This window comes from Haladaptatus sp. T7, assembly GCF_026008575.1.
GTDB classification, from domain to species: domain Archaea; phylum Halobacteriota; class Halobacteria; order Halobacteriales; family Haladaptataceae; genus Haladaptatus; species Haladaptatus paucihalophilus.
On the sequence record NZ_BROP01000001.1, the window covers coordinates 310636 to 329111 of the forward strand.

Below are 18476 nucleotides of genomic sequence, written 5' to 3' on the forward strand. Positions count from 1 at the left end.
CGCCGCACAAGCGAACGCATGAACGCGAAACAGGAGGAGCGCTCGAACCCCTTCGGAATGGACGAGGAGTGTACGAACTGCGATTTGTGTAACCGCCGTGAACGAGTCGTCCACGGCTACGGCGACGTGGACGCCGACTTCCTGTTCGTCGGCGAGATGCCGAGCGCGGGGGCGGACGAAACCGGCGTCCCGTTCACCGGCGACGCGGCGGGGGAGCGACTACAGGGACTTCTCGGTCGGCTCGGCATGAACGAGTCCCCGGCGGACGCCGAGGAACCCGAAATCGAGAACGCGTTTCTCACCTATCTGACGCGCTGTCACCACCCGGAACGCCCGCCGAACGACGGCGAGATAATGACGTGTGAGCCGTACCTGAACGCCGAGATTCGGATGATAAACCCCGAAATTCTCGTCCCGGTCGGTGCGGGCGCGCTGGCCGAAATCGCCGCCGAATACACCACGAAGCCCGCGGCGGACATCGACATCGTTGACGACCACGCGACGACGATTCGCGGGCGGGGCTTCGAACTCGTGCCGATGATACACCCCGAAGAACAGACGGACGAACAGACGGAAGCGTTCGTCGAGCACTTCGCCGAGTTGATGGGGACTGACTACCGCCAGACGAAAGGACGACAGGGCCGATAACGGCAGACGAAGGGCGGCACGGCCGATAACGGCAGACGAAAGGACGACAAGGCCGATAACGGCCGACGAAGGGCGGCACGGCCGATAACGGCAGGCGAAAGAGCGACAGGGCCGACAAGCGGTCTCGATTTGGTTACCAGTACGGGTTCTGCCGCCACCGTTTCGAGCGACCGCCGACGTGTGCCAGTCCGGCGATGGCCACGACGAGCAGGGCGATGGAGGCGATGCTGGCGGTAACGGCGTCGCCGGTGAGCGTTTGCGTGACGAACGCGACGAGAGCGCCGACCGTGAGCACCGCCAGAACGGCGACGCCGAGCAGGCCGAGGGGTTTCGTCCAGTGCATGGGCGAAATTGGAACGAGGAGGCCATAAAATGGTGGCTTTCAAGGCGCTTCCGCACCGACGGGCGGGTATGACCACCATCGCCGTACTGGCCGACCCGCCGCGCGAAGGGTTCGTCCTGCCGGAACTCCCCGAAACGTCGCCGCTCTCCGCGAGCGAGGCGACCGAACTGTACGCCGCCATGCTGAAGGACACGTTCCTCGCGGCGGCGAACAGCGGCGGCGAACTGCTCGTCAACTACCGTCCCGACGACCAAATCCCGGACGAGTACGAGGGTGCCGGGAGTTCCGAGGAGGAACTCCGCGCGCTGGCCGAGGAAGCGCTCGACGACGTGAGCGACGTGCGCTTCGAAGTGCAGGTCGGCGAGACGTTCTCGGGACGCGCCGGAAACACGGCGACGCACCTGCTCGAAGAGGAGGGGGTGACTTCGGTCGCCATCGTGGACGGCACCGCGCCCATGCTGACGCGGAAGGAGATCGACAGCGCGGCGATGAAACTCCGCCGGAGCGAGGTCGTCCTCGGCCCCGCGGACGACGGGCGACTATACTACCTCGGCGCGACGGGCACCATCGACTTCGATGACGTGTACACCGTGCCGGAACTCGAAACGGCAACCCATCGCGCCGTCGATGCCGGACACGACGTTGACTACCTCCCTTCGATGACGAGCGTGGTGACGGGCGAGGACCTGCGGTCGCTGATTCCCCTGCTGAACGCGCGTATCGCCGCGGAACGAATCGTCCCGGTCAACACGGCGTCGTACCTCCACGAACTCGGCGTGCGCGTCGAAGAACGGGACGGAGAACGCAAGTTGGTTCGGTAGAAAAGTCTCCTTCGTTCGTCGTTCAGACGTCCGTCAGTCGGCGGACGGGACCGTACCCGCTTTTTCCGACGATTCGGTTTCGAGCCGCCACCCCGTGAGCGCCATCACGAACAGGATGGCCGGGGAGAGGAAGCCGAAGAGGTAGTACGGTGCGTAGGAGAGCGTCGAGACGCCGAGCGCACCCGCCATGTAGATGGCTCCGGCGTGCCACGGGATGAGCGCGCCCGTCGGCGTCCCGGCGGCTTCGACGGCCCGCGAGAGGTCGCTGCTGTCGAGTCCGTGCTCCTCGTAGAGGTTGCGAAGCGTCATTCCCGGCACGACGATGCTCATGTACTGCTGGGCGGTGAGCACGTTCGTCACCATCGCGGCCGCACCCGTTCCGGCGACCAGGCCGCCCACGCTGCTGACCGACTCGGAGAGGCGGTGTGCGAGGACGGCGAGGACGCCCGTCGTCTCGAGCAGTCCGCCGAGAGCGAGCGCCGCGACGACGACGCTGATGGTCCACGCCGAACCCTGGATTCCGCCGCTCTGGAGCAGTCCGTTGACGAGTTCCATACCCGTCTTCGGTTCGGTTCCGGCCAGCGCGACGTTCCACGCGGCCGTGAACGACGCCCCTTGGACGAGGATGGCCGTCCCGACGCCCGAGAAGATTCCCGCGACGAGCGACGGTAGCGCGGGGTATCCTCGGAGCGCCAGCCCGAACGTCACCACGAGCGGGACGAACACCAGCGGCGAGATGTGGTACGTTCCGAGCAGCGCCTGCTGGATGTTCCCGACGCGACCGGTCGGCACCGCGCCGCTGGCCCGGAGGCCGAGAATCGCGTAGCCGATGACGGCGAGGCCGAACGCGAGCATCGTCCCGGTTCGCATGCGACGGATGTGGTCGTACAGTTTCGTGTTCGTCACCGCCGCCGCGAGGTTGGTCGTGTCCGAGAGCGGCGACTGCTTGTCACCGGCGTACGCGCCGGAGAGGATGGCCCCGGCGGTCATCGGCGCGGGAATCCCGAGTCCCGACCCGATGCCGATGAAGGCGACGCCGAGCGTCCCCACCGTGGTCCACGACGACCCGATGGAGAAGGCGACGAGTCCCGACAGCACCGCCGTCACGGGGAGGAAGACGGTGGGCGACAGCAGTTTCAGCCCGTAGTACATCAGCCCCGGAATCGTCCCGGAGCTGATCCACGTCGCGATGAGGGCGTAGATGGTGAACAGGATGAACACGGCCTGTAGCCCCATCAACAGGCTGTCCGCGATTCCGTCGTACAAGTCCTCCCACGAGAGGCCGAGGACGTAGTAGCCGACGAGACCGGTGAACGCGATGGCCCACAACAGCGGCATGTGGGGGTCCATCCCTAACCACGCCGACCCGACCGCGAGAAAGACGACCGTGGCGAGGACGGGCAAGAGCGCCTGTCCGAACGAAGGTCGCCTGTCCTCCGGCAACTCGTCGTACGTTAGCGGCTCGAAATCCAGTGATGACATCGTACCCGGGGAAATGCACCAGGGGAATTAAACGGTTATGATTCAATGTCCTCGAATAATATTTCACTCGCGTAATCTATCTCGATGGATACGTCGGCGAACCGAGACCGACACTTCTTAGACCCGGTACCGAGTACACCCGCCCGTGGTGGGATGGCAGAGCGGCCTATTGCGCCTGCCTTGAAAGCAGGTGGCGTCATGCCTCTTGGGTTCAAATCCCAATCCCACCGTTCTCGACGCGAACTATCCGTGAGTGTCGAGTAAGGCGATTGGGTTTGAATCAGGCCAGTCACAGCCCGCGAAGCGAGCGATAGCGAGCGAGCAGGAATGTCTGGACGAGGTTCAACATCCCAATCCCACCGTTCTCGACGCGAACTATCCGTGAGCGTCGAGTGAGGCGATTAGGTTTGAATTAGACCGAGGTTCTGCACGGAGTGCAGGTTCTCGGGCGTTGTTCAACATCCCAATCCCACCGTTCTCGACGCGAGCAACTCGTGAGCGTCGAGTGAGGCGGTTCGAGCCATCGTTCGGTTTACGACGTCGATTCTTCCGTTTCTCCTTCGAGGTAGTTGACGAGCCGTGATTCGAACAGGGCGGTGAAGGGTAGGACCAGCAACCAGCTGAAAATAGCGACGAACGGGTCGATGAACGCGATTCCTATCGAGAGGACGAAGACGGTCGGAGACACGAAAAATCGCGCAGCTCGGATGGCCATCGCACGGGGAGGGAGCCCTTCCTGTACGAGGCGTGTCCGTGCGGCGTGGCCCCACAATCCAGCGAGGAGGAAGCCCGTGGCGGCGAGCGTTCCCGCATAGAACATGACGCCGAACCGGTCGGGATAGGCGGTGAACAGGGACGTGGCGTAGGGTACGAACGCGACGAACAGGAGGAAGAGGAGATTGAGCCAGACGAGGCGTTTGTCGGACTTCTCGATGTACAAGAACACCCGTCTGTGGAGCACCCAGTACGACCCGATGACGAGGAAGCTGAACACGTATCCGAACAACTCGTGCCACTGTTCGAAGACGAGAGTGGGAAGCACCGACGCCGGTTCTCCCGCCGGGACTGTCGGCACGGAGATGTCCAGCACCAGCAGCGTGATGGCGATGGCGAAGACGCCATCGCTGAACGTGACGAGGCGTTCCGTCTCCTCCGTCTCCCGTGAAAGAAGGCCGCTCATGCGGCCGATGTACGACGTTCACACGCTTTTATCTATCTCCGCGTCGAAATAGACGAGCAGGAATTACGCCGGTTCGAAGCCCGAGTCCGTGACCGCGGCGAGCGGTTGGGTGGGCACGTCGCGGGACCACGACCATCCGTCGGTTCCGTCCGAGCCGTCGCGGCTGTTGTTCACGTTGCCATCGTTCACCCGGACGATTTCGATGCCCGAGAGCATGGGGTCTTCCTTCCGGTGGAGGAACTTCACGTTGAGGGTGCCGTCGCGGACGGTGACGGTGTACGATTTCATCGTTCCCCGGTCGTGACCGAGTTCTTTGTACATGTTGTACTTGTGGAGGACGCGGTTGCCCTCGATTTCGACGTCGAACTCCCGCGGTCCTTCCTTCTTGTGGTCGTTCCAGCCCGAGTTACCGAGATACGTCTCCGCGAAGTACAGTCTGACCTCGTATTTCCCGCTCCGCACCGGGAAGCGGTACTGCATCTCCGTGTCGTCGGTCCGGTCGTTCTTCGTGTCGGCGTCGTACCGCCGACTCTGGAACATCGCCTCGGGCGTGCCCGCCGGAACCGCGGGCGTCATGGCGATGGGGTCGTTCGTTCCGTTGGTGTGGCTGCCGCTGACACGCGCGTTCCCGAACCGAACGGGGTCGTTTTCGGAATCTTCCAGCCAGTTCGGGCCAGTGTCCGACGACGAGAGCCATCGGCCACCGACGTTGACACGGTACCGAACCGTCTTACTCGGTGCCGTCGTCGCTGTCGTCGTTTGTGTCGTCGTTGTGGTCTGTGCCGTCGTGGTGGACGGTCGCGTGGTGGTCGAAGTCGTTCGTGTCGTTTGCGTCGTTTGCGCTGCCGTCGTGGTCGTGGCGGTCGGCGTCGTCTGTGTCGTTTCGACCGGGGTACTGGTGGAGTCGTTCGCACCGCCGGACGCCGGTTGGAGCACGCCGCCCGGCACCCCCGTCACGATCAGTATTCCCGCAACGAAGAAAACGACGCCACCGCCGATAAGTATCCCGTGGATGAATCCTCCGGATGAAGAGCCTGACATGTTTCTCATCTCCCCCGCGTATACCGCGCCATGCTCCGAGGTTCAGCAGGCCATCCAGTTAATTATACACCGGTTAAAGTACAACCGAGACGAAAGTACGTGCGTTATTTTACCGCCCCTATTTGAATGCACCCGAATTCCCGCTAGAGATACAGAACGTCCAAAAGCGGACGACGATGGTAACCGAACCGCACGAACTCACCGAGCAAGAACACGAAACGTTGCGGAGCGCCATGGAACGGGGAGACTACGAGATTTCGCGGTGGGTGACGACCACGGGCCTCGACGAGGAACTCGGCGTCTCACACCAAGCCGTCTCGGAACAGCTTCGGCGCGGTCATCGGTGTCTGGTCGAACACGGACTCCCCACGCCGAGAAAGTGAGACAGAAAGCAACCCTTTTGCTCTCCCCTGATAGAGGTGCGAACATGGACTGGCCTCACGACCCGGATGGTGACGAAGGGAGCGAGGGAGGACGAAAGTACGGACTCGCTATCCTCGCGAAGAAACTGGACGAGGACGAGGACTTCCCGCTCGAACGCGACGAGTTCGTCGAGGAACACTCCGACGAGCCGATTCGGATCAACTACAAGAAGGTTGTCAGCGTCGGCGACATCTTCGAATACGTCGAACCGACCGAGTTCGAGACGATAACCGACTTCCACAAAGCCGTCGGCAACGCGATGCGGGCCGGTGGCTTCTGGGACTACCACCCGGTCGGCGAAAACCCCGAGAAGAAACGCGCCTAACTACTCCGACTTTTCCGACCATCGCTCGCCGCCACCGTCGGGTGTCGCGGCGGGCGCTTCCGGTCGCTCGGTTCCCTCGTCCGTCGGGAGTCGAATCTCTTCTTCGACGTCCCACGCGTGCTCCGTTCGCGTCTCCGCACGGACCTTCTCTTCGAGGAGGTTGACCGCGACCCGGTTTGCGCCCTCGGGGATGATGAGGTCGGCGTGCTTTTTCGTCGGTTCGACGAACTGCTCGTGCATCGGCTTGACCGTCGAGAGGTACTGGTCCATGACGCCTTCGAGGTCGCGTCCGCGGTCCACCACGTCCCGCTCGATTCGGCGGAGGATACGCACGTCGGCGTCGGTTTCGACGTACACCTGCAGGTCGAGCATCTCGTTGACTTCGGAGTCGTACAGCGCGAGGATGCCTTCGAGGACCACGACGTCCGTCGGCTCGATCGTGACGCGTTCGTCCTTGCGGTTGTGGACGCTGAAATCGTACTGGGGCATCTCGATGGATTGGCCCGAAAGCAGCGAGTCGAGATGGTCGCGGAGCAGTTCCCATTCGAACGCCGACGGGTGGTCGTAGTTTATCTCCGTCCGCTCCTCGAAGTCGAGGTGCGAGAGGTCCTTGTAGTAGTTGTCCATCGGAATGCGAGTGACAGAATCACTCCGCGCTTCCGTTATCTCGCGGGCCACTGTCGTCTTCCCCGCGCCAGTGCCCCCCGCGATACCGATGACGAACGACGGGATACTCATTGTGGGGTGCAGGTGGAAGGGAGATTTGAATCCCCCGGAATCCGAATCGGTCCGAGAACTGACGTTCCGATATTCTCACGGTTCACCGTCCCATCCCCCAACGATTCCCCACCATCCCATTTTTGAGACGCAAATCACGATTAGGACCGCTTATACGATAGTGCTGCCAACGCACGACCAACAGTGACGAACGCCCAGATAACGTTGATTCAGATCGACAACTACGGGCCGTGGACCGTGACGCCCGAACCGCGTCGGGAAGTGGACCTTCAAACGTTGCAATCGCGCTTGTACGCCGACCTCTCGCAACTCATCGGCAACCGAGAGGGCTACGTCTTCTTCACGCGATTCGACAACATGGTGGCCGTGACGAACGGTCTCTCTCTGGACGACCACGCGCTCGTGCAGGAATCGGTCGGCAACCGCTATCCCGTGACCGTCAGTTTGAGCGTCGCCACCGGCACGAATCCAGTGCAGGCCCTTCACGACGCCACGGAACTGCTACAGGACGCCGGAAGCGCACAGGACCACTCGCGCCGGGAGATTCTCGACGGTCGGACGATAGATGAGGAGTTCCGGACGGACGACGACGTGCAGATCGCCCACTTCGACGTGAACGACATGACCGGCAACTACACCGACGAGGTGAACGCCTTCGATTCGTTCATCCACATCGAGCAGGGGTACGCCGAACTGATGCGCTACATGCGCGAGGCACACGACTCGCTCTCGTTTTTCGTCGGGGGCGACAACGTTATCGCCGTCTGCCCGAATCTGACCGAATCGGACTACGAGGACGCGATTCGACACGTCAAGGAGAGCGTCGAAGTCGACCTGAAAGTCGGCGTCGGTCAGGGTCGGGTGCCACAGGACGCCGGGATGGACGCAAAACACGCGTTGGAAACGTGTCGTGCGACCGGCAGCAAAATCGAGTTCGAGTAGTCGTCTTCGAATTCGGGTAGCCGTCCCCGAATTCGAGACCTCGGTTTCGGGGCCGAAAACGTAGCTAGTACTATTCGACGGACGCGGGAATAAAGATGCCGGGGATACTTTTTAGGACGGTTGTGTCAAACGTTCACATATGGACGCTGAAGTCATAGTGCGGGACGTGATGACCCGGGAATACGTCGGGGTCAGCGAATCCGACACGGTGCTGGGTGCGGTTCGCCTCATGTCGGATGAGGGTGTGGGGAGCGTCGTCGTCCTCCGTGGACGTGAACCGGTCGGAATCATGACGGAGGCGGACGTACTGTCCCTCGTCGCGGACGAGGAAGACCCCAAGGAAACCACCGTCTCCGAAGCGATGTCGAAGCCGGTCATCTCGATGCGTCCCGACCGTAGCCTCGCCGACGCGGCCGGGATGATGGCACAGCAGGGAATTCGACGCATCATCATCACCGGGGCCGACGACGAACTGCTCGGCGTCCTCACCGAACGGGACGTCATCTCGGCGTCCGCATCCCCGCCGAGCATCACGCGCTCCAACGAACGGGAGCGCGAACGGCAAGCCGCGGACACCGAACTCGGCGGACGAATGGAGACGAACGGAGGGGACAGCGAGTACACGAATCAGAGCATCTGTGAGGTCTGCGGCGCGCTCACCCACGATTTGACGAACGTCAACGGACAGTTGGTCTGTGCCGACTGCCGCGATTTCTAGCCGACTCGCTCCTACTTCTCCGAAAAATGGTAGCATTTGTTGAATTTTAAAAACGGCTAAAGGTAGATTTATATCGGCTGGGTCGATACCCATCCCTGTCCATGCGATATGATATCGAACGGCGTGACGTGTTGAAGGGCCTGGGTACGGCGGGAATCGCCGGACTCGCGGGCTGTATCGGTGGTGGCGGTGCCGGAAACGACAATACGAGCGACACCGGTGATGGAGACGGAACCAGTGACGGAGGCGGTGGCGGCACGAACAGCGGCGGTCCCGACGTCATCAACGTCATCGGCTACCCCGAGAGCGGTATCCAACTGTTCCGCGACTACTACAAGAGCACCGACGGGAAGCAGAAGATAATCGTCCCCGACGGCTTGCGCGACTCGAAACTGCCGAAGCAGGTCAGCAACGACATGGCGAACGTCACCGGGACCGCGCCGGCGGCTTCCGGGCCGAACCAGCAGGCGTTCACGGAGATGTACAAAGACGAGTACGACCGTGAACCGGGCGTGTTCAACTCCCACACCTACGACGCAGTTGCCATCCTCATTCTTGCCAACGTGGCAGCGGGGGCCAACAACGGGGAGAAAATCCGCGACCAGATGCGTCGTGTCGCCAATCCCGGCGGGCAGAAATACGGCCCCGAGGACCTCGTGGATGCCGTCAAGGCCGCCTCACGCGGCGAGGACATCAACTACCAAGGCGCATCGAGCGTCGTGGACTTCGACAAAAAAGGAGACCCGGCGTCCGCGGCCTACGACGTTTGGAAGTTCGACTCCAGTGCCGACGGTGGCATCAAGACGGAGGATACCATCAAATTCGAAGGCGAACCGAGCGGTAAGATGGCGGACAGTTCTCCCGGCGGCAAGAACCGAAAAGTCAAGGTCGGTATCCTGCTTCCCGAAACCGGCGACCTCGGGTCGACCGGGAGCCTGATGATAAACGCGGCGAAGATACCGGTCAAACAGGTCAACGACGCCGGCATCAACATCACTGTGGACTCCCAAATTGAGGATTCACAGACAAAGAAACAGGCGTCGCTCAGCGGCGCAAACGCGCTCGTCAGCGCCGGGTACCCTGCCATCTGTGGTCCCGCGTCGTCCGGGAACAACATCCCCGTGAGCCAGCAGGTGTACATCAAGCAGGGTATCGTCGGCTGTTCGCCGTCCAGCACCGCGCTGACGGTGACGAACCTGAAGGACGATGACTACGTGTTCCGGACCGCGCCGAGCGACCTGCTCCAAGGCAAAGTCATGGCACAGGTCGCGTCCGAGCGATTGAGCGGCAAGACGGCCTCGACGCTGTTCGTCAACAACAGCTACGGTCAACAGCTGTCCGACAAGTTCTCGAACACCTTCACCGACAAGTACGACGGCACGATGCTCCAGAAGGTGTCGTTCAATAAGGGCGAATCGTCGTACACGTCTGTCATCAAGAAGGCGATGAGTTCGAACTGACCGCCCGTCTCACTCGTTCGGCCGTTTTCTCGGGAAAAAACGTCAGTCGCGCTGACTGCTGGTGTATCGACCGCCGGACGATGAACCGACCGACATCTATAATGATAGTTTAAGATATACTTTTGCCTCGGAACGGTGAGGGTTCCACCGGGTATGAGTCAGAAAATCGACCGTCGCGCCTACCTTCGAGCGGCAGGTGCAGCGACAACCGTGGGGCTGATGGGAACGCTCCAACAGGGGGGTGGCCCGGACATGCTCACCGTCATCGGCTATCCGGAGAGCGGAATTCAGCTGTTCCGCGACTTCTACGCGACCGGACGGGACGTTCCCGTCCTCGTGCCGGACGGGCTACAGAGTTCCAGCCTTCCGAAGGAAGTAGGCAACAACATGCAGAACGTGACCGGGACGGCACCCGCCGCCGCCGGTCCGAACCAACAGGCGTTCACGAAACTGTTCCGAGACCGTTACGACTCGCCGCCGGGCGTGTTCACGGCCCAGTCGTACGATTCCGTGGCGATTCTCATCCTCGCCAACGCGGCGGCGGGAGAGAACGACGGGCAGAAGATCCGCGACCAGATGCGTCGCGTCGCCAATCCGCCGGGAACCGAGTACGGCCCGGAAAACCTCGTCGACGCCGTGAGAGCCGCCGCGAACGGCGAAGACATCAACTACCAAGGCGCATCGAGTTCGACGAACTTCGACGCGAACGGCGACCCGGCGTCCGCGGCCTACGACGTCTGGAAGTTCGCACCGCAAACGGAAGACGGAATTCGAGTCGTAAACACCCGACAGTTCCAGAGCAACGCGGGCGGTCCGGAAGCGAACAACGCACCGGGAGGATTGGGCCGAACCATCAGGGTCGGCATCCTGTTGCCACAGACCGGCGACCTCGCGTCCGTCGGCGGCCCGATGATTCAGGCGTCGAGACTCCCGATTCAGCAGGTGAACGAGGGGAACGTCGACCTCCAAGTCGAAACGCAAGTCGAGGACACCCAGACCGCTCGGCAGGCGTCGCTCAGCGGCGCGAACGCCCTCGTCAACGCGGGCTTCCCCGCCATCTCCGGTCCGGCGTCCTCGGGGAACAACATCCCCGTTGCGAGCGAGGTGTTCATCCCGAACCAAATCGTCGGCTGTTCGCCGTCCAGCACGGCCATAACCGTCACGCGCCTGCAGGACGACGACTACATCTTCCGCACCGCGCCGAGCGACCTGCTCCAAGGCGGCGTGATGGCACAGGTCGCTGGTGAGCGCATCGGCGCGCAATCCGCCGCGACGCTGTACGTGAACAACGATTACGGCCAGCAACTGTCGAACCAGTTCGCACAGAAGTTCCAGCAGGAACAAGGCGGCAACGTCACTAATCAGGTGGCGTTCAACAAAGGGGAGTCGTCGTACTCCTCCGTCATCCAACAGGCGCTCGGCTGAGCGCGCCGCTACGCCCGATTTTTGTGCGTCGTCCCCGACGCGTCGTCGCTCGTCCAGTTCCCACGAGTCCCGACCAACCGGTTGTCGCTCTCGTTCGTGCGCGCCACGACCGCCGCTCCGTCGGGATTCGAAAGCGTCGCGTTCCGTATCTCGTTGTTCCGTGAATCGACGAGCAGGAGGGCCTCGTGGGTCGAACGAACGACCGCGTCCGTGACCCGTCCGTTCCGGTCTCCGAGCAGCGCGATGCCGGTTTTGCTCCGGACGACCGAGGCGTTGCTCACTGTCACGTCTCGGGAGTCGGCGACGAACAGGCCGACCGAACTCATATCCCGGACGACGCCGTTCGAGACGACGCTCCCGTCGGAGTCGCGCACGAAAATCCCGGTGAAGCCGTTCGTCGCCGTCACGCGTCCGACCCGCGACTCCGGGGAGTCGGAAACCGTCACGCCGTCCCCGGTGTGCCACGTCGTCACGTTCGTCACGGTCCCCCCGCGGGCCCCCTCGTATCGAACGCCGAACGTCCAGTTGACGGCCGTCAGGTCTCGCACCGTGACGTTCCGTCCCGTCACCGCGATACCCGTCGTGTTCTCCCGAAACGTGTGCCCGTCGATTACGTGTCCGTTCCCGTCGAGAACCACGTCGTCGGCGGTGATTCGAACGCACGACTCCGCACGCTCGTCGATGTCGGCGGTGAGAACGTAGCGCCCTGAATCACGTATCACCGAACAGGAATCGAGGCGAGTCGGCGGGTCGTCGAAGGCGGGCGTGGCGGGTGTCGGAATCCCGAAAACGAGCACGAACGCGGCCACGACCGCAACCGCGAGCACCGAGGCGACCCACCGTGAACGCGCCATGGATGCAACACGCACCGCTCGTGCTTGTCGGTTGTGGCGAAGCGAGGTGAAGAAACGAGCGGAAGACGAGGGAGCGGACTATCCGCCGAGGAACTCCTGTCGAACCTCGTCGTCCGCCAACAGCGCGTCCCCGGTGTCCATGAAGCGGTTGCCGCCCTGCACGAGCACGTAGCCGCGGTCACAGCGCCGCAGGGCCTCTTTCGCGTTCTGTTCGACCATCAGGATGGCCGTCCCGCTCTCGTTGATCTCGTCCACCTTGTCGAACATCTCTGCCACGAGGTCGGGTGCCAATCCCGCGCTGGGTTCGTCCAGCATCAGCAGGTCGGGGTCCAGCATGAGCGCGCGGCCCATCGCCAGCATCTGCTGTTGTCCGCCGGACATCGTGCCCGCCTTCTGGTCCCTGCGCTCGTCCAGAATCGGGAACCGGTCGAACACCTCAGCGAGGGCGTCTTCGGGCACCTCGTCGAGGATGTACGCGCCCATCTCCAAGTTCTCCTGCACGGAGAGCGTCGGAAACACGTTGTCGTTCTGCGGGACGTAGCCGAGGCCGAGGTGGATGATGTCCTCCGGCGCGTCCCCCTGAATCTCCCCCCCGTCGAACGTGACCGTCCCGCCCATGTATGTCGTCAGCCCGAAGACGGACTTCATCACGGTCGATTTCCCGGCCCCATTCGGGCCGACGATGGTGACGTACTCGCCGTCCTCGACGCGCATATCGACGTTGTTCAGGATTTGCAGGTCCTCGCCGTATCCCGCATCGAGTCCGTCCACTTCGAGGAGCGCCATCAGATTTCCTCCCCGAGGTAGGCGTCGATGACCTGTTCGTTCGAACGGATGGCCGCGGGTTTCCCCTCGGCAAGCACTTTGCCTTGATGCATGACGATGACATGTTCGCAGTTGTTCATGATGACGTCCATGTCGTGTTCGACCAACAGGAACGTGTAGCCGCGTTCACGGAGTTCGTGAACGTGTTTGAGCAGTTTCTTCTCCAGCGACGGGTTGACGCCCGCGAGCGGTTCGTCCAGCAGGACCATCTGCGGGTCGGTCATGAGCGCCCGCGCCATCTCCAGCAGTTTTCGCTGCCCGCCGGAGAGGTTGCCCGCGTACTCGCTCGCGAGGTGGTCGATTTCGAAGAACTCCAGCATCTCCCACGACCGTTCGAGCATCTCCTCTTCCTGCTCCCGAACGTCGCCCCGCAATCCGGGCGTCACCGACCGCCAAAGCCGTTCGCCCTCCTGCGCTTTCGGGGCGAGCATCATGTTCTCCAAGACGGTCATCTCGGAGAGTTCGCGGGCTATCTGGAACGTCCTGACCATGCCGCGGTCGGCTATCTGATACGGCTGGAGTCCCGTAATCTCGTCGTCGTTGAAGTACACCGCGCCGCTGTCCGGTTGATAGACGCCCGTGATGAGGTTGAACGTCGTGGACTTCCCCGCGCCGTTCGGGCCGATGAGGCCGGTGAACGACCCCTGTTCGACGGAGAACGTCGCGCCATCGACCGCCGTGATGCCGCCGAAGGTCTTCCGGAGGTTCTCGACGCGAAGCGGCGTCTCGCTCAGGTCCGCCACCTCGTTTCCGATGTCGAGCGTCTCGGTTTCGGCCGTCTCGCTCGCGGTCATTGCTCCTCACCTCCGTCCGCCGCGGGCGTCGGTTTCGCCTCGCCGGAGCCGCCGCCGGGACGCGAGAGCGGGATGCTCGCCGCTTCCTCCTTACGGTGGCCGAGGACGCCCTCGGGCCGGTGTTGCATTATCCAGATGAGGACGGCCCCCATGATGACCAACTGAAGCGCGTTGATGTTGTTGATGATGTACGCGACCATCGGCGTGATGTGGCCGTTGAACAGCGGGCCGACCGCATCCGCGAACGTGTTCGGCGCGCCGGACACGTTGTACACCTGCCGGATGATGTTCTTGAGGTAGAGCGGTCCCTGATACAGCAACCCGGCGAACACCGCCGCGCCGAGGACGCTCCCGGTGTTCGACCCGGCACCGCCGATGATGAGGGCCAACCACACGAAGAACGTCACCTGCGGCTTGAACGAGGTCGGCGTGATGGCACCTTGGCGCATCTGCCAGAGGATGCCCGCCAGTCCCATCAGCGCACAGCCGAGCATGAACGACTTGATCTTGAACACGTCGGTGTTCTTTCCGAGGGAGTTCGCCACCTCCTCGTCCTCGCGGATGGCCTTGAGCACGCGCCCGAACGGCGATTCGCCGGTCCGCTTCATCAACCAGTAGAACGCCGCCACGAATCCCATCAGGATGACGGCGTAGGTCAGCGAGTTGAGCACCGGTCCGATGGACCCGCCGACGAGCGGATTGAGCGCGTCTTCGAGCGCGCCGTACGGGGCGCTGTCGAACAGCGGTTGCAGCGGGTCTTCGAAGTTCAACAACAGACCGCGACCGCCGCCGGTTCCGAGCGTCTTGCCGAACAGCGTGAACGTCTGGAACTGGTCCGACATCACGATGAAGCGGATGATCTCGGAGGTCGCGATGGTCACGATGGCGAGGTAGTCCGCCCGCAACCGGAGCGCCGGAAGCGCGACGAGCAACCCGAGAATCGCCGCCGCGAGCATCCCCGCGAGGATGCCGACCCACAGCGGGAGGCCGAGACCGGAGACGGTCGCGGCACCGGCGGTCGCGCTCGCGGGGGGTTTCGAGACGATGGCCATCGTGTACAAGCCGACCGCCATGAACCCCGCGATGCCGATGTTGAACAGGCCCGTGTATCCCCAGTGGAGGTTCAACGCGAGCGCCAACATCCCGTACACGCCGATGAGGAACGTGAGGCGCGCGAGGGAGTTCAACTGGCCACGGAGCGAGTAGCCGAGCGCCGACCCCGCCAAGAGGTACAGCACGTAGATGGCCAGCAGTACGCCGAGGATGAGCATCGTGTCGTTGATCTCGAAATCGCGGACGCTCGAACTCATGCGGTCGTCCTCCCGGCGAACAGACCCTGTGGCTTGAACAGCAAGATGAGGATCATCATGCCGAACGCGGCGGCGCGGCCGAAGGCGCTCGGAATCCATATGATGGAGAGGTTCCACGTCAGCCCGATGACCAACCCACCCAGAATCGCGCCGTAAATCGACCCGATGCCGCCGAGGATGACCGCGGCGAATATCGGGAGCAAGAGGAGCCACCCGAACTGGAAGACGATGGTTCCCTTCCAGAGCACCAACAGGTAGCCCGCGATGCCGGTCAGACCGCCGCCGATGATCCACGTCCAGCGGATGACGCGCTCGGTCGGAATGCCGCTGATGCGGGCGAGGTCCTCGTTGTCGGCCATCGCGCGCATCGCCTTGCCGAGTTTCGTCCGCTGCAACAGCAGGTGAACGCCGATCATCAAGCCGACCGTGCAGACGAGGAGCGTCAGGTCGTGTGCCGTCACGCGGACGGTTCCGTCCCAGAGCAACAGGTTCCACTTGGGGATATCCTGTAGCGCCGTCGTTCCGCGGTTCTCGGTCGAGAAGACGAACACGATGAGGTAGCGGAGCACGAACGCCACGCCGACGCTCGTGATGAGGAGCGAAATCCCTTCCGCGTCCCGCATCGGTCGGTAGACGATACGGTCGATGAGGAGCGCCAGTACGACGGTGCTAACACCGGCGAACACCAGCCCCAAGACGACCGCTATCGGGGTCGTCGCGATGGTGATACCGAGACTGCTGGCGTAGACGGTCCCGCCCGCGCCGACCAGCAACAGCCCCGCGATGTTGTTGCTCCCCAACCCCGCGATGAGGTACGTAACTGCCCACCCCGAGAACGCGCCACTCGTGATGTAGTCTCCGTGCGAGAAGTTTGCGAAATTCAGTATGCTGTACGTCATCGAAAGCCCGATTCCGGCGAGACCGATGATGAGTCCCCGCATGAGGCCGTTCCACACGAGTGACCCTACGTCGGAAACCAGTAGGTCGCCGGACAGCAGGCGATTGATGAAGTCGAAAACGAGGAGTACCCCGACCAGTCCGACGACCACCAGCAGCGGTCGTTCGACGATGAGGCGACGTCCACGTGAATAGGTCTCATTTACGCCGTTCATTGATAACTCTCCACACGATAACCGGTTCCGGTAAGACTATTAAACCTTTCCGACAGAGCGGTCCAGCGAATTTCAGTAACGGCGGCATACTAACAGCTCTCGGAGAGGAATGTGGAGAAAAGAAATAATCCGTCTATTTACTCGAAAACGTGTTTATTTCCAGCACGGATTACCGACACACATATGCCGGGCGGTGTTGCAGGCACACGTATGCCCATACAGACCCTTGACGACCTCGCCGTCCAAGGGACGACCCTCGGCGTGCGCATCGACATCAACAGTCCGTTGACCGATTCCGGTGAGCTCGCCGATGACGCGCGTCTGTTGGCGCACGTCGATACCCTCTCGGAGCTGTTGGAGCGCGGCGGAAAGGTCGCGATCCTCGCCCACCAGGGCAGACCCGGAAGCGACGATTTCGCCGGGCTCGGCGCACACGCGGAGCGATTGGACGAACTGCTCTCCTTCCCGGTTTCTTACTGCGATGCGACGTTCTCCGCCGACGCGCGCCGCGCCGTGACGAACCTCAACGAGGGAGAGGCGGTGCTCTTGGAGAACACCCGCTTCTACAGCGAGGAGTACATGGAGTTCCCGGCGGAACAAGCCGCCCAAACCCACCTCGTGGACCGCCTCGTCCCCGTCCTCGACGCCTACGTCAACGACGCGTTCGCGGCCGCACACCGCTCACAGCCCTCCCTCGTCGGGTTCCCGACCCGGCTGCCGGGCTACGCCGGGCGCGTCATGGAGCGCGAAGTGGACGTGCTCGGCGACATCGAATCGACGCCGCGCCCGCGAACCTACGTGGTCGGCGGCGCGAAGGTTTCCGACTCCATCGCGGTTGCGAAAAACGTGCTGGAGCGCGACCTCGCGGACCACGTGCTGACGGCCGGTGTCGTCGGGAACGTCTTTTTGTTCGCCGACGGCGCGGACCTCGGCGACGCCAGCGCGGACTTCATCCACGACGAGGGATACTGGGATTACATCGACGACGCCGCCGAACTGCTCGACACGTACGGCGACCGAATCCATCTCCCGAAGGACGCCGCGGTCGAACGGGACGGCGAGCGCGTCGAACTCGCCCGCGAGGAGTTCCCACCGAACGAAGACGAGGGTGCGATGGACGTCGGCGACGCCACCATCACCGCCTACTCCGAGATCCTCCGCGATTCCGGAACCGTCATTCTCAACGGCCCCGCTGGCGTGTTCGAGGACGACACCTTCGCCACAGGCACCCGCGAAATGTACACCGCAGCCGCAAACGCCGAGTTCAGCATCGTCGGTGGCGGCGACACCGCGGCCGCGATTCGGAAGTTCGACCTCGGCGGGTTCGACCACGTTAGCACCGGCGGGGGCGCGTGTCTTCGGATGCTCACCGGCGACGAACTCCCGGCGTTGCAAGCGCTGTCCCAATAGATGGTTACGATAGAGGCCGCGACCAGCGCGGACATCGACCACGTTACCGACCGCTGGGTCGAACTCGCCCGCGACCAGCGCGACCACGGGTCACACCTCCTCGCGGAGGAGAACCGCGGTGCGGTCCGCGATTCGGTCGCGCGCCACGTCATCGAAGACGACCTGCTCGTCGCCCGAGACGAAGGTATCGTGGGATTCGTGATGTTCGAACTGGAGACGGGTCTCTACCGGCACTCGACCGCTCGCGGAATCGTCCAGAACATCTACGTCGAACCCGCGTCGCGGAACGAGGGCGTCGGGTCGGCGCTCCTCGACGCCGCGGAGGAAAAACTCCGAGAGCGGGGCGCGGAGGTGCTGTCGCTCGAAGTGTTGGCGCGAAACGAGAACGCCCGCAGACTGTACGAAAACAGGGGCTACGAACCACATCGAATCGAGATGGAAAAATCGGACGAAAACGATAACCACTCAAAGGAGTAGCGACAACTGGCAGTTGCGCCAAGGGAGCTTGGGTGGTTCAAGCACTCGATTTGTAATCGAGAATACGTGGGTTCAAATCCCACCCTTGGCTTGTGCAGGCGACTGTTCCGTCGCCTGCGCAACCTTCTTGGATTTGAAGCAGACCGAG

20 protein-coding genes and 2 tRNA genes are annotated in these 18476 nt (G+C 62.7%); 12 read left to right on the plus strand and 10 right to left on the minus strand.

The window, feature by feature from the left end:
* Positions 1-18 precede the first annotated feature (18 nt).
* Positions 19-648 (plus strand): uracil-DNA glycosylase, encoded by a 630-nt coding sequence (locus tag OPC11_RS01785; RefSeq protein WP_007977404.1) that lies wholly within the window; start codon positions 19-21, stop codon positions 646-648.
* A 133-nt stretch (positions 649-781) separates the two neighbouring features.
* On the opposite strand, the gene OPC11_RS01790 is transcribed toward OPC11_RS01785, so the two are convergent.
* The gene (locus OPC11_RS01790) at positions 782-991 is read right to left on the minus strand and encodes a hypothetical protein (RefSeq protein WP_007977405.1); all 210 of its coding nucleotides are present in this window, start codon (positions 989-991) and stop codon (positions 782-784) included.
* 68 nt (positions 992-1059) lie between these two features.
* On the opposite strand from OPC11_RS01790, the gene OPC11_RS01795 reads away from it, so the two are divergent.
* A complete protein-coding gene (locus tag OPC11_RS01795) occupies positions 1060-1812 on the plus strand; it encodes a DUF2064 domain-containing protein (RefSeq protein ID WP_018128749.1) in 753 nt (250 codons plus the stop codon).
* 33 nt (positions 1813-1845) lie between these two features.
* Here OPC11_RS01795 and nhaC read toward each other — a convergent pair whose 3' ends face one another.
* Positions 1846-3294, minus strand: coding sequence for a Na+/H+ antiporter NhaC (nhaC, locus tag OPC11_RS01800; RefSeq protein WP_264780835.1), 1449 nt, complete (start codon positions 3292-3294; stop codon positions 1846-1848).
* Between the two features lie 147 nt (positions 3295-3441).
* On the opposite strand from nhaC, the gene OPC11_RS01805 reads away from it, so the two are divergent.
* Positions 3442-3524, plus strand: a tRNA-Ser gene (locus OPC11_RS01805).
* 302 nt (positions 3525-3826) lie between these two features.
* On the opposite strand, the gene OPC11_RS01810 is transcribed toward OPC11_RS01805, so the two are convergent.
* Both OPC11_RS01810 and OPC11_RS01815 read right to left on the minus strand, forming a co-directional pair.
* Positions 3827-4474, minus strand: a complete 648-nt coding sequence (locus OPC11_RS01810; RefSeq protein WP_264780836.1) for a TMEM175 family protein — start codon at positions 4472-4474, stop codon at positions 3827-3829.
* 63 nt (positions 4475-4537) lie between these two features.
* Positions 4538-5515 (minus strand): malectin domain-containing carbohydrate-binding protein, encoded by a 978-nt coding sequence (locus OPC11_RS01815; protein ID WP_007977410.1) that lies wholly within the window; start codon positions 5513-5515, stop codon positions 4538-4540.
* 176 nt (positions 5516-5691) lie between these two features.
* Here OPC11_RS01815 and OPC11_RS01820 point away from each other — a divergent pair, with 176 nt between their 5' ends.
* Together OPC11_RS01820 and OPC11_RS01825 are read left to right on the plus strand one after the other, a co-directional pair.
* The gene (locus OPC11_RS01820; protein WP_264780837.1) at positions 5692-5898 is read left to right on the plus strand and encodes a helix-turn-helix domain-containing protein; all 207 of its coding nucleotides are present in this window, start codon (positions 5692-5694) and stop codon (positions 5896-5898) included.
* Positions 5899-5942: 44 nt separating this feature from the next.
* Positions 5943-6263, plus strand: a complete 321-nt coding sequence (locus OPC11_RS01825; protein WP_007977414.1) for a DUF5785 family protein — start codon at positions 5943-5945, stop codon at positions 6261-6263.
* Here OPC11_RS01825 and udk read toward each other — a convergent pair whose 3' ends face one another.
* A complete protein-coding gene (gene udk / locus OPC11_RS01830) occupies positions 6264-7001 on the minus strand; it encodes a uridine kinase (protein WP_007977415.1) in 738 nt (245 codons plus the stop codon).
* A 183-nt stretch (positions 7002-7184) separates the two neighbouring features.
* On the opposite strand from udk, the gene OPC11_RS01835 reads away from it, so the two are divergent.
* From OPC11_RS01835 to OPC11_RS01850, 4 genes are all read left to right on the plus strand, one after another.
* Positions 7185-7943: a GTP cyclohydrolase III gene (locus OPC11_RS01835; protein WP_007977416.1), complete on the plus strand. Its 759-nt coding sequence runs from the start codon at positions 7185-7187 to the stop codon at positions 7941-7943.
* A 139-nt stretch (positions 7944-8082) separates the two neighbouring features.
* A complete protein-coding gene (locus tag OPC11_RS01840; protein WP_069450619.1) occupies positions 8083-8661 on the plus strand; it encodes a CBS domain-containing protein in 579 nt (192 codons plus the stop codon).
* Positions 8662-8762: 101 nt separating this feature from the next.
* The gene (locus tag OPC11_RS01845) at positions 8763-10121 is read left to right on the plus strand and encodes an ABC transporter substrate-binding protein (protein WP_264780838.1); all 1359 of its coding nucleotides are present in this window, start codon (positions 8763-8765) and stop codon (positions 10119-10121) included.
* A gap of 153 nt (positions 10122-10274) precedes the next feature.
* On the plus strand, positions 10275-11546 hold the full coding sequence (locus OPC11_RS01850) for an ABC transporter substrate-binding protein (RefSeq protein WP_264780839.1): 1272 nt from the start codon (positions 10275-10277) through the stop codon (positions 11544-11546).
* A gap of 8 nt (positions 11547-11554) precedes the next feature.
* Here OPC11_RS01850 and OPC11_RS01855 read toward each other — a convergent pair whose 3' ends face one another.
* The 5 genes from OPC11_RS01855 to OPC11_RS01875 form a co-directional block, all read right to left on the minus strand.
* Positions 11555-12400: a right-handed parallel beta-helix repeat-containing protein gene (locus OPC11_RS01855; protein ID WP_264780840.1), complete on the minus strand. Its 846-nt coding sequence runs from the start codon at positions 12398-12400 to the stop codon at positions 11555-11557.
* 78 nt (positions 12401-12478) lie between these two features.
* Complete coding sequence (locus tag OPC11_RS01860) at positions 12479-13186, minus strand: ABC transporter ATP-binding protein (protein WP_007977422.1); 708 nt, start codon at positions 13184-13186, stop codon at positions 12479-12481.
* Positions 13186-14019 carry an ABC transporter ATP-binding protein gene (locus tag OPC11_RS01865; protein WP_007977424.1) on the minus strand — a complete coding sequence of 278 codons (834 nt, stop codon included), beginning with the start codon at positions 14017-14019 and terminating at the stop codon, positions 13186-13188. Before OPC11_RS01865 ends, OPC11_RS01860 begins: the two co-directional genes overlap by 1 nt.
* Positions 14016-15329, minus strand: a complete 1314-nt coding sequence (locus tag OPC11_RS01870) for a branched-chain amino acid ABC transporter permease (RefSeq protein ID WP_264780841.1) — start codon at positions 15327-15329, stop codon at positions 14016-14018. Before OPC11_RS01870 ends, OPC11_RS01865 begins: the two co-directional genes overlap by 4 nt.
* Positions 15326-16441, minus strand: a complete 1116-nt coding sequence (locus tag OPC11_RS01875; protein WP_264780842.1) for a branched-chain amino acid ABC transporter permease — start codon at positions 16439-16441, stop codon at positions 15326-15328. The genes OPC11_RS01870 and OPC11_RS01875 overlap by 4 nt, the downstream gene beginning before the upstream one ends.
* A gap of 210 nt (positions 16442-16651) precedes the next feature.
* Between OPC11_RS01875 and pgk the strand changes: the two genes are divergently transcribed.
* The 3 genes from pgk (at position 16652) to OPC11_RS01890 (ending at position 18419) form a co-directional block, all read left to right on the plus strand.
* Positions 16652-17851, plus strand: coding sequence for a phosphoglycerate kinase (gene pgk / locus OPC11_RS01880; protein WP_264780843.1), 1200 nt, complete (start codon positions 16652-16654; stop codon positions 17849-17851).
* Positions 17852-18328: a GNAT family N-acetyltransferase gene (locus OPC11_RS01885; protein WP_264780844.1), complete on the plus strand. Its 477-nt coding sequence runs from the start codon at positions 17852-17854 to the stop codon at positions 18326-18328.
* Positions 18329-18345: 17 nt separating this feature from the next.
* Positions 18346-18419 (plus strand) — tRNA-Thr (locus tag OPC11_RS01890).
* Positions 18420-18476: the final 57 nt, after the last annotated feature.

Coding starts and splice junctions, on each gene's coding strand:
- OPC11_RS01870 (WP_264780841.1), bottom strand. CDS start 15,329: ATGAGTTCGAGCGTCCGCGATTTCGAGATCAACGACACGATGCTCATC.
- pgk (WP_264780843.1), top strand. CDS start 16,652: ATGCCCATACAGACCCTTGACGACCTCGCCGTCCAAGGGACGACCCTC.
- OPC11_RS01840 (WP_069450619.1), top strand. CDS start 8,083: ATGGACGCTGAAGTCATAGTGCGGGACGTGATGACCCGGGAATACGTC.
- OPC11_RS01825 (WP_007977414.1), top strand. CDS start 5,943: ATGGACTGGCCTCACGACCCGGATGGTGACGAAGGGAGCGAGGGAGGA.
- OPC11_RS01815 (WP_007977410.1), bottom strand. CDS start 5,515: ATGTCAGGCTCTTCATCCGGAGGATTCATCCACGGGATACTTATCGGC.
- nhaC (WP_264780835.1), bottom strand. CDS start 3,294: ATGTCATCACTGGATTTCGAGCCGCTAACGTACGACGAGTTGCCGGAG.
- OPC11_RS01795 (WP_018128749.1), top strand. CDS start 1,060: ATGACCACCATCGCCGTACTGGCCGACCCGCCGCGCGAAGGGTTCGTC.
- udk (WP_007977415.1), bottom strand. CDS start 7,001: ATGAGTATCCCGTCGTTCGTCATCGGTATCGCGGGGGGCACTGGCGCG.
- OPC11_RS01790 (WP_007977405.1), bottom strand. CDS start 991: ATGCACTGGACGAAACCCCTCGGCCTGCTCGGCGTCGCCGTTCTGGCG.
- OPC11_RS01875 (WP_264780842.1), bottom strand. CDS start 16,441: ATGAACGGCGTAAATGAGACCTATTCACGTGGACGTCGCCTCATCGTC.
- OPC11_RS01850 (WP_264780839.1), top strand. CDS start 10,275: ATGAGTCAGAAAATCGACCGTCGCGCCTACCTTCGAGCGGCAGGTGCA.
- OPC11_RS01845 (WP_264780838.1), top strand. CDS start 8,763: ATGCGATATGATATCGAACGGCGTGACGTGTTGAAGGGCCTGGGTACG.
- OPC11_RS01865 (WP_007977424.1), bottom strand. CDS start 14,019: ATGACCGCGAGCGAGACGGCCGAAACCGAGACGCTCGACATCGGAAAC.
- OPC11_RS01810 (WP_264780836.1), bottom strand. CDS start 4,474: ATGAGCGGCCTTCTTTCACGGGAGACGGAGGAGACGGAACGCCTCGTC.
- OPC11_RS01785 (WP_007977404.1), top strand. CDS start 19: ATGAACGCGAAACAGGAGGAGCGCTCGAACCCCTTCGGAATGGACGAG.
- OPC11_RS01820 (WP_264780837.1), top strand. CDS start 5,692: ATGGTAACCGAACCGCACGAACTCACCGAGCAAGAACACGAAACGTTG.
- OPC11_RS01885 (WP_264780844.1), top strand. CDS start 17,852: ATGGTTACGATAGAGGCCGCGACCAGCGCGGACATCGACCACGTTACC.
- OPC11_RS01855 (WP_264780840.1), bottom strand. CDS start 12,400: ATGGCGCGTTCACGGTGGGTCGCCTCGGTGCTCGCGGTTGCGGTCGTG.
- OPC11_RS01860 (WP_007977422.1), bottom strand. CDS start 13,186: ATGGCGCTCCTCGAAGTGGACGGACTCGATGCGGGATACGGCGAGGAC.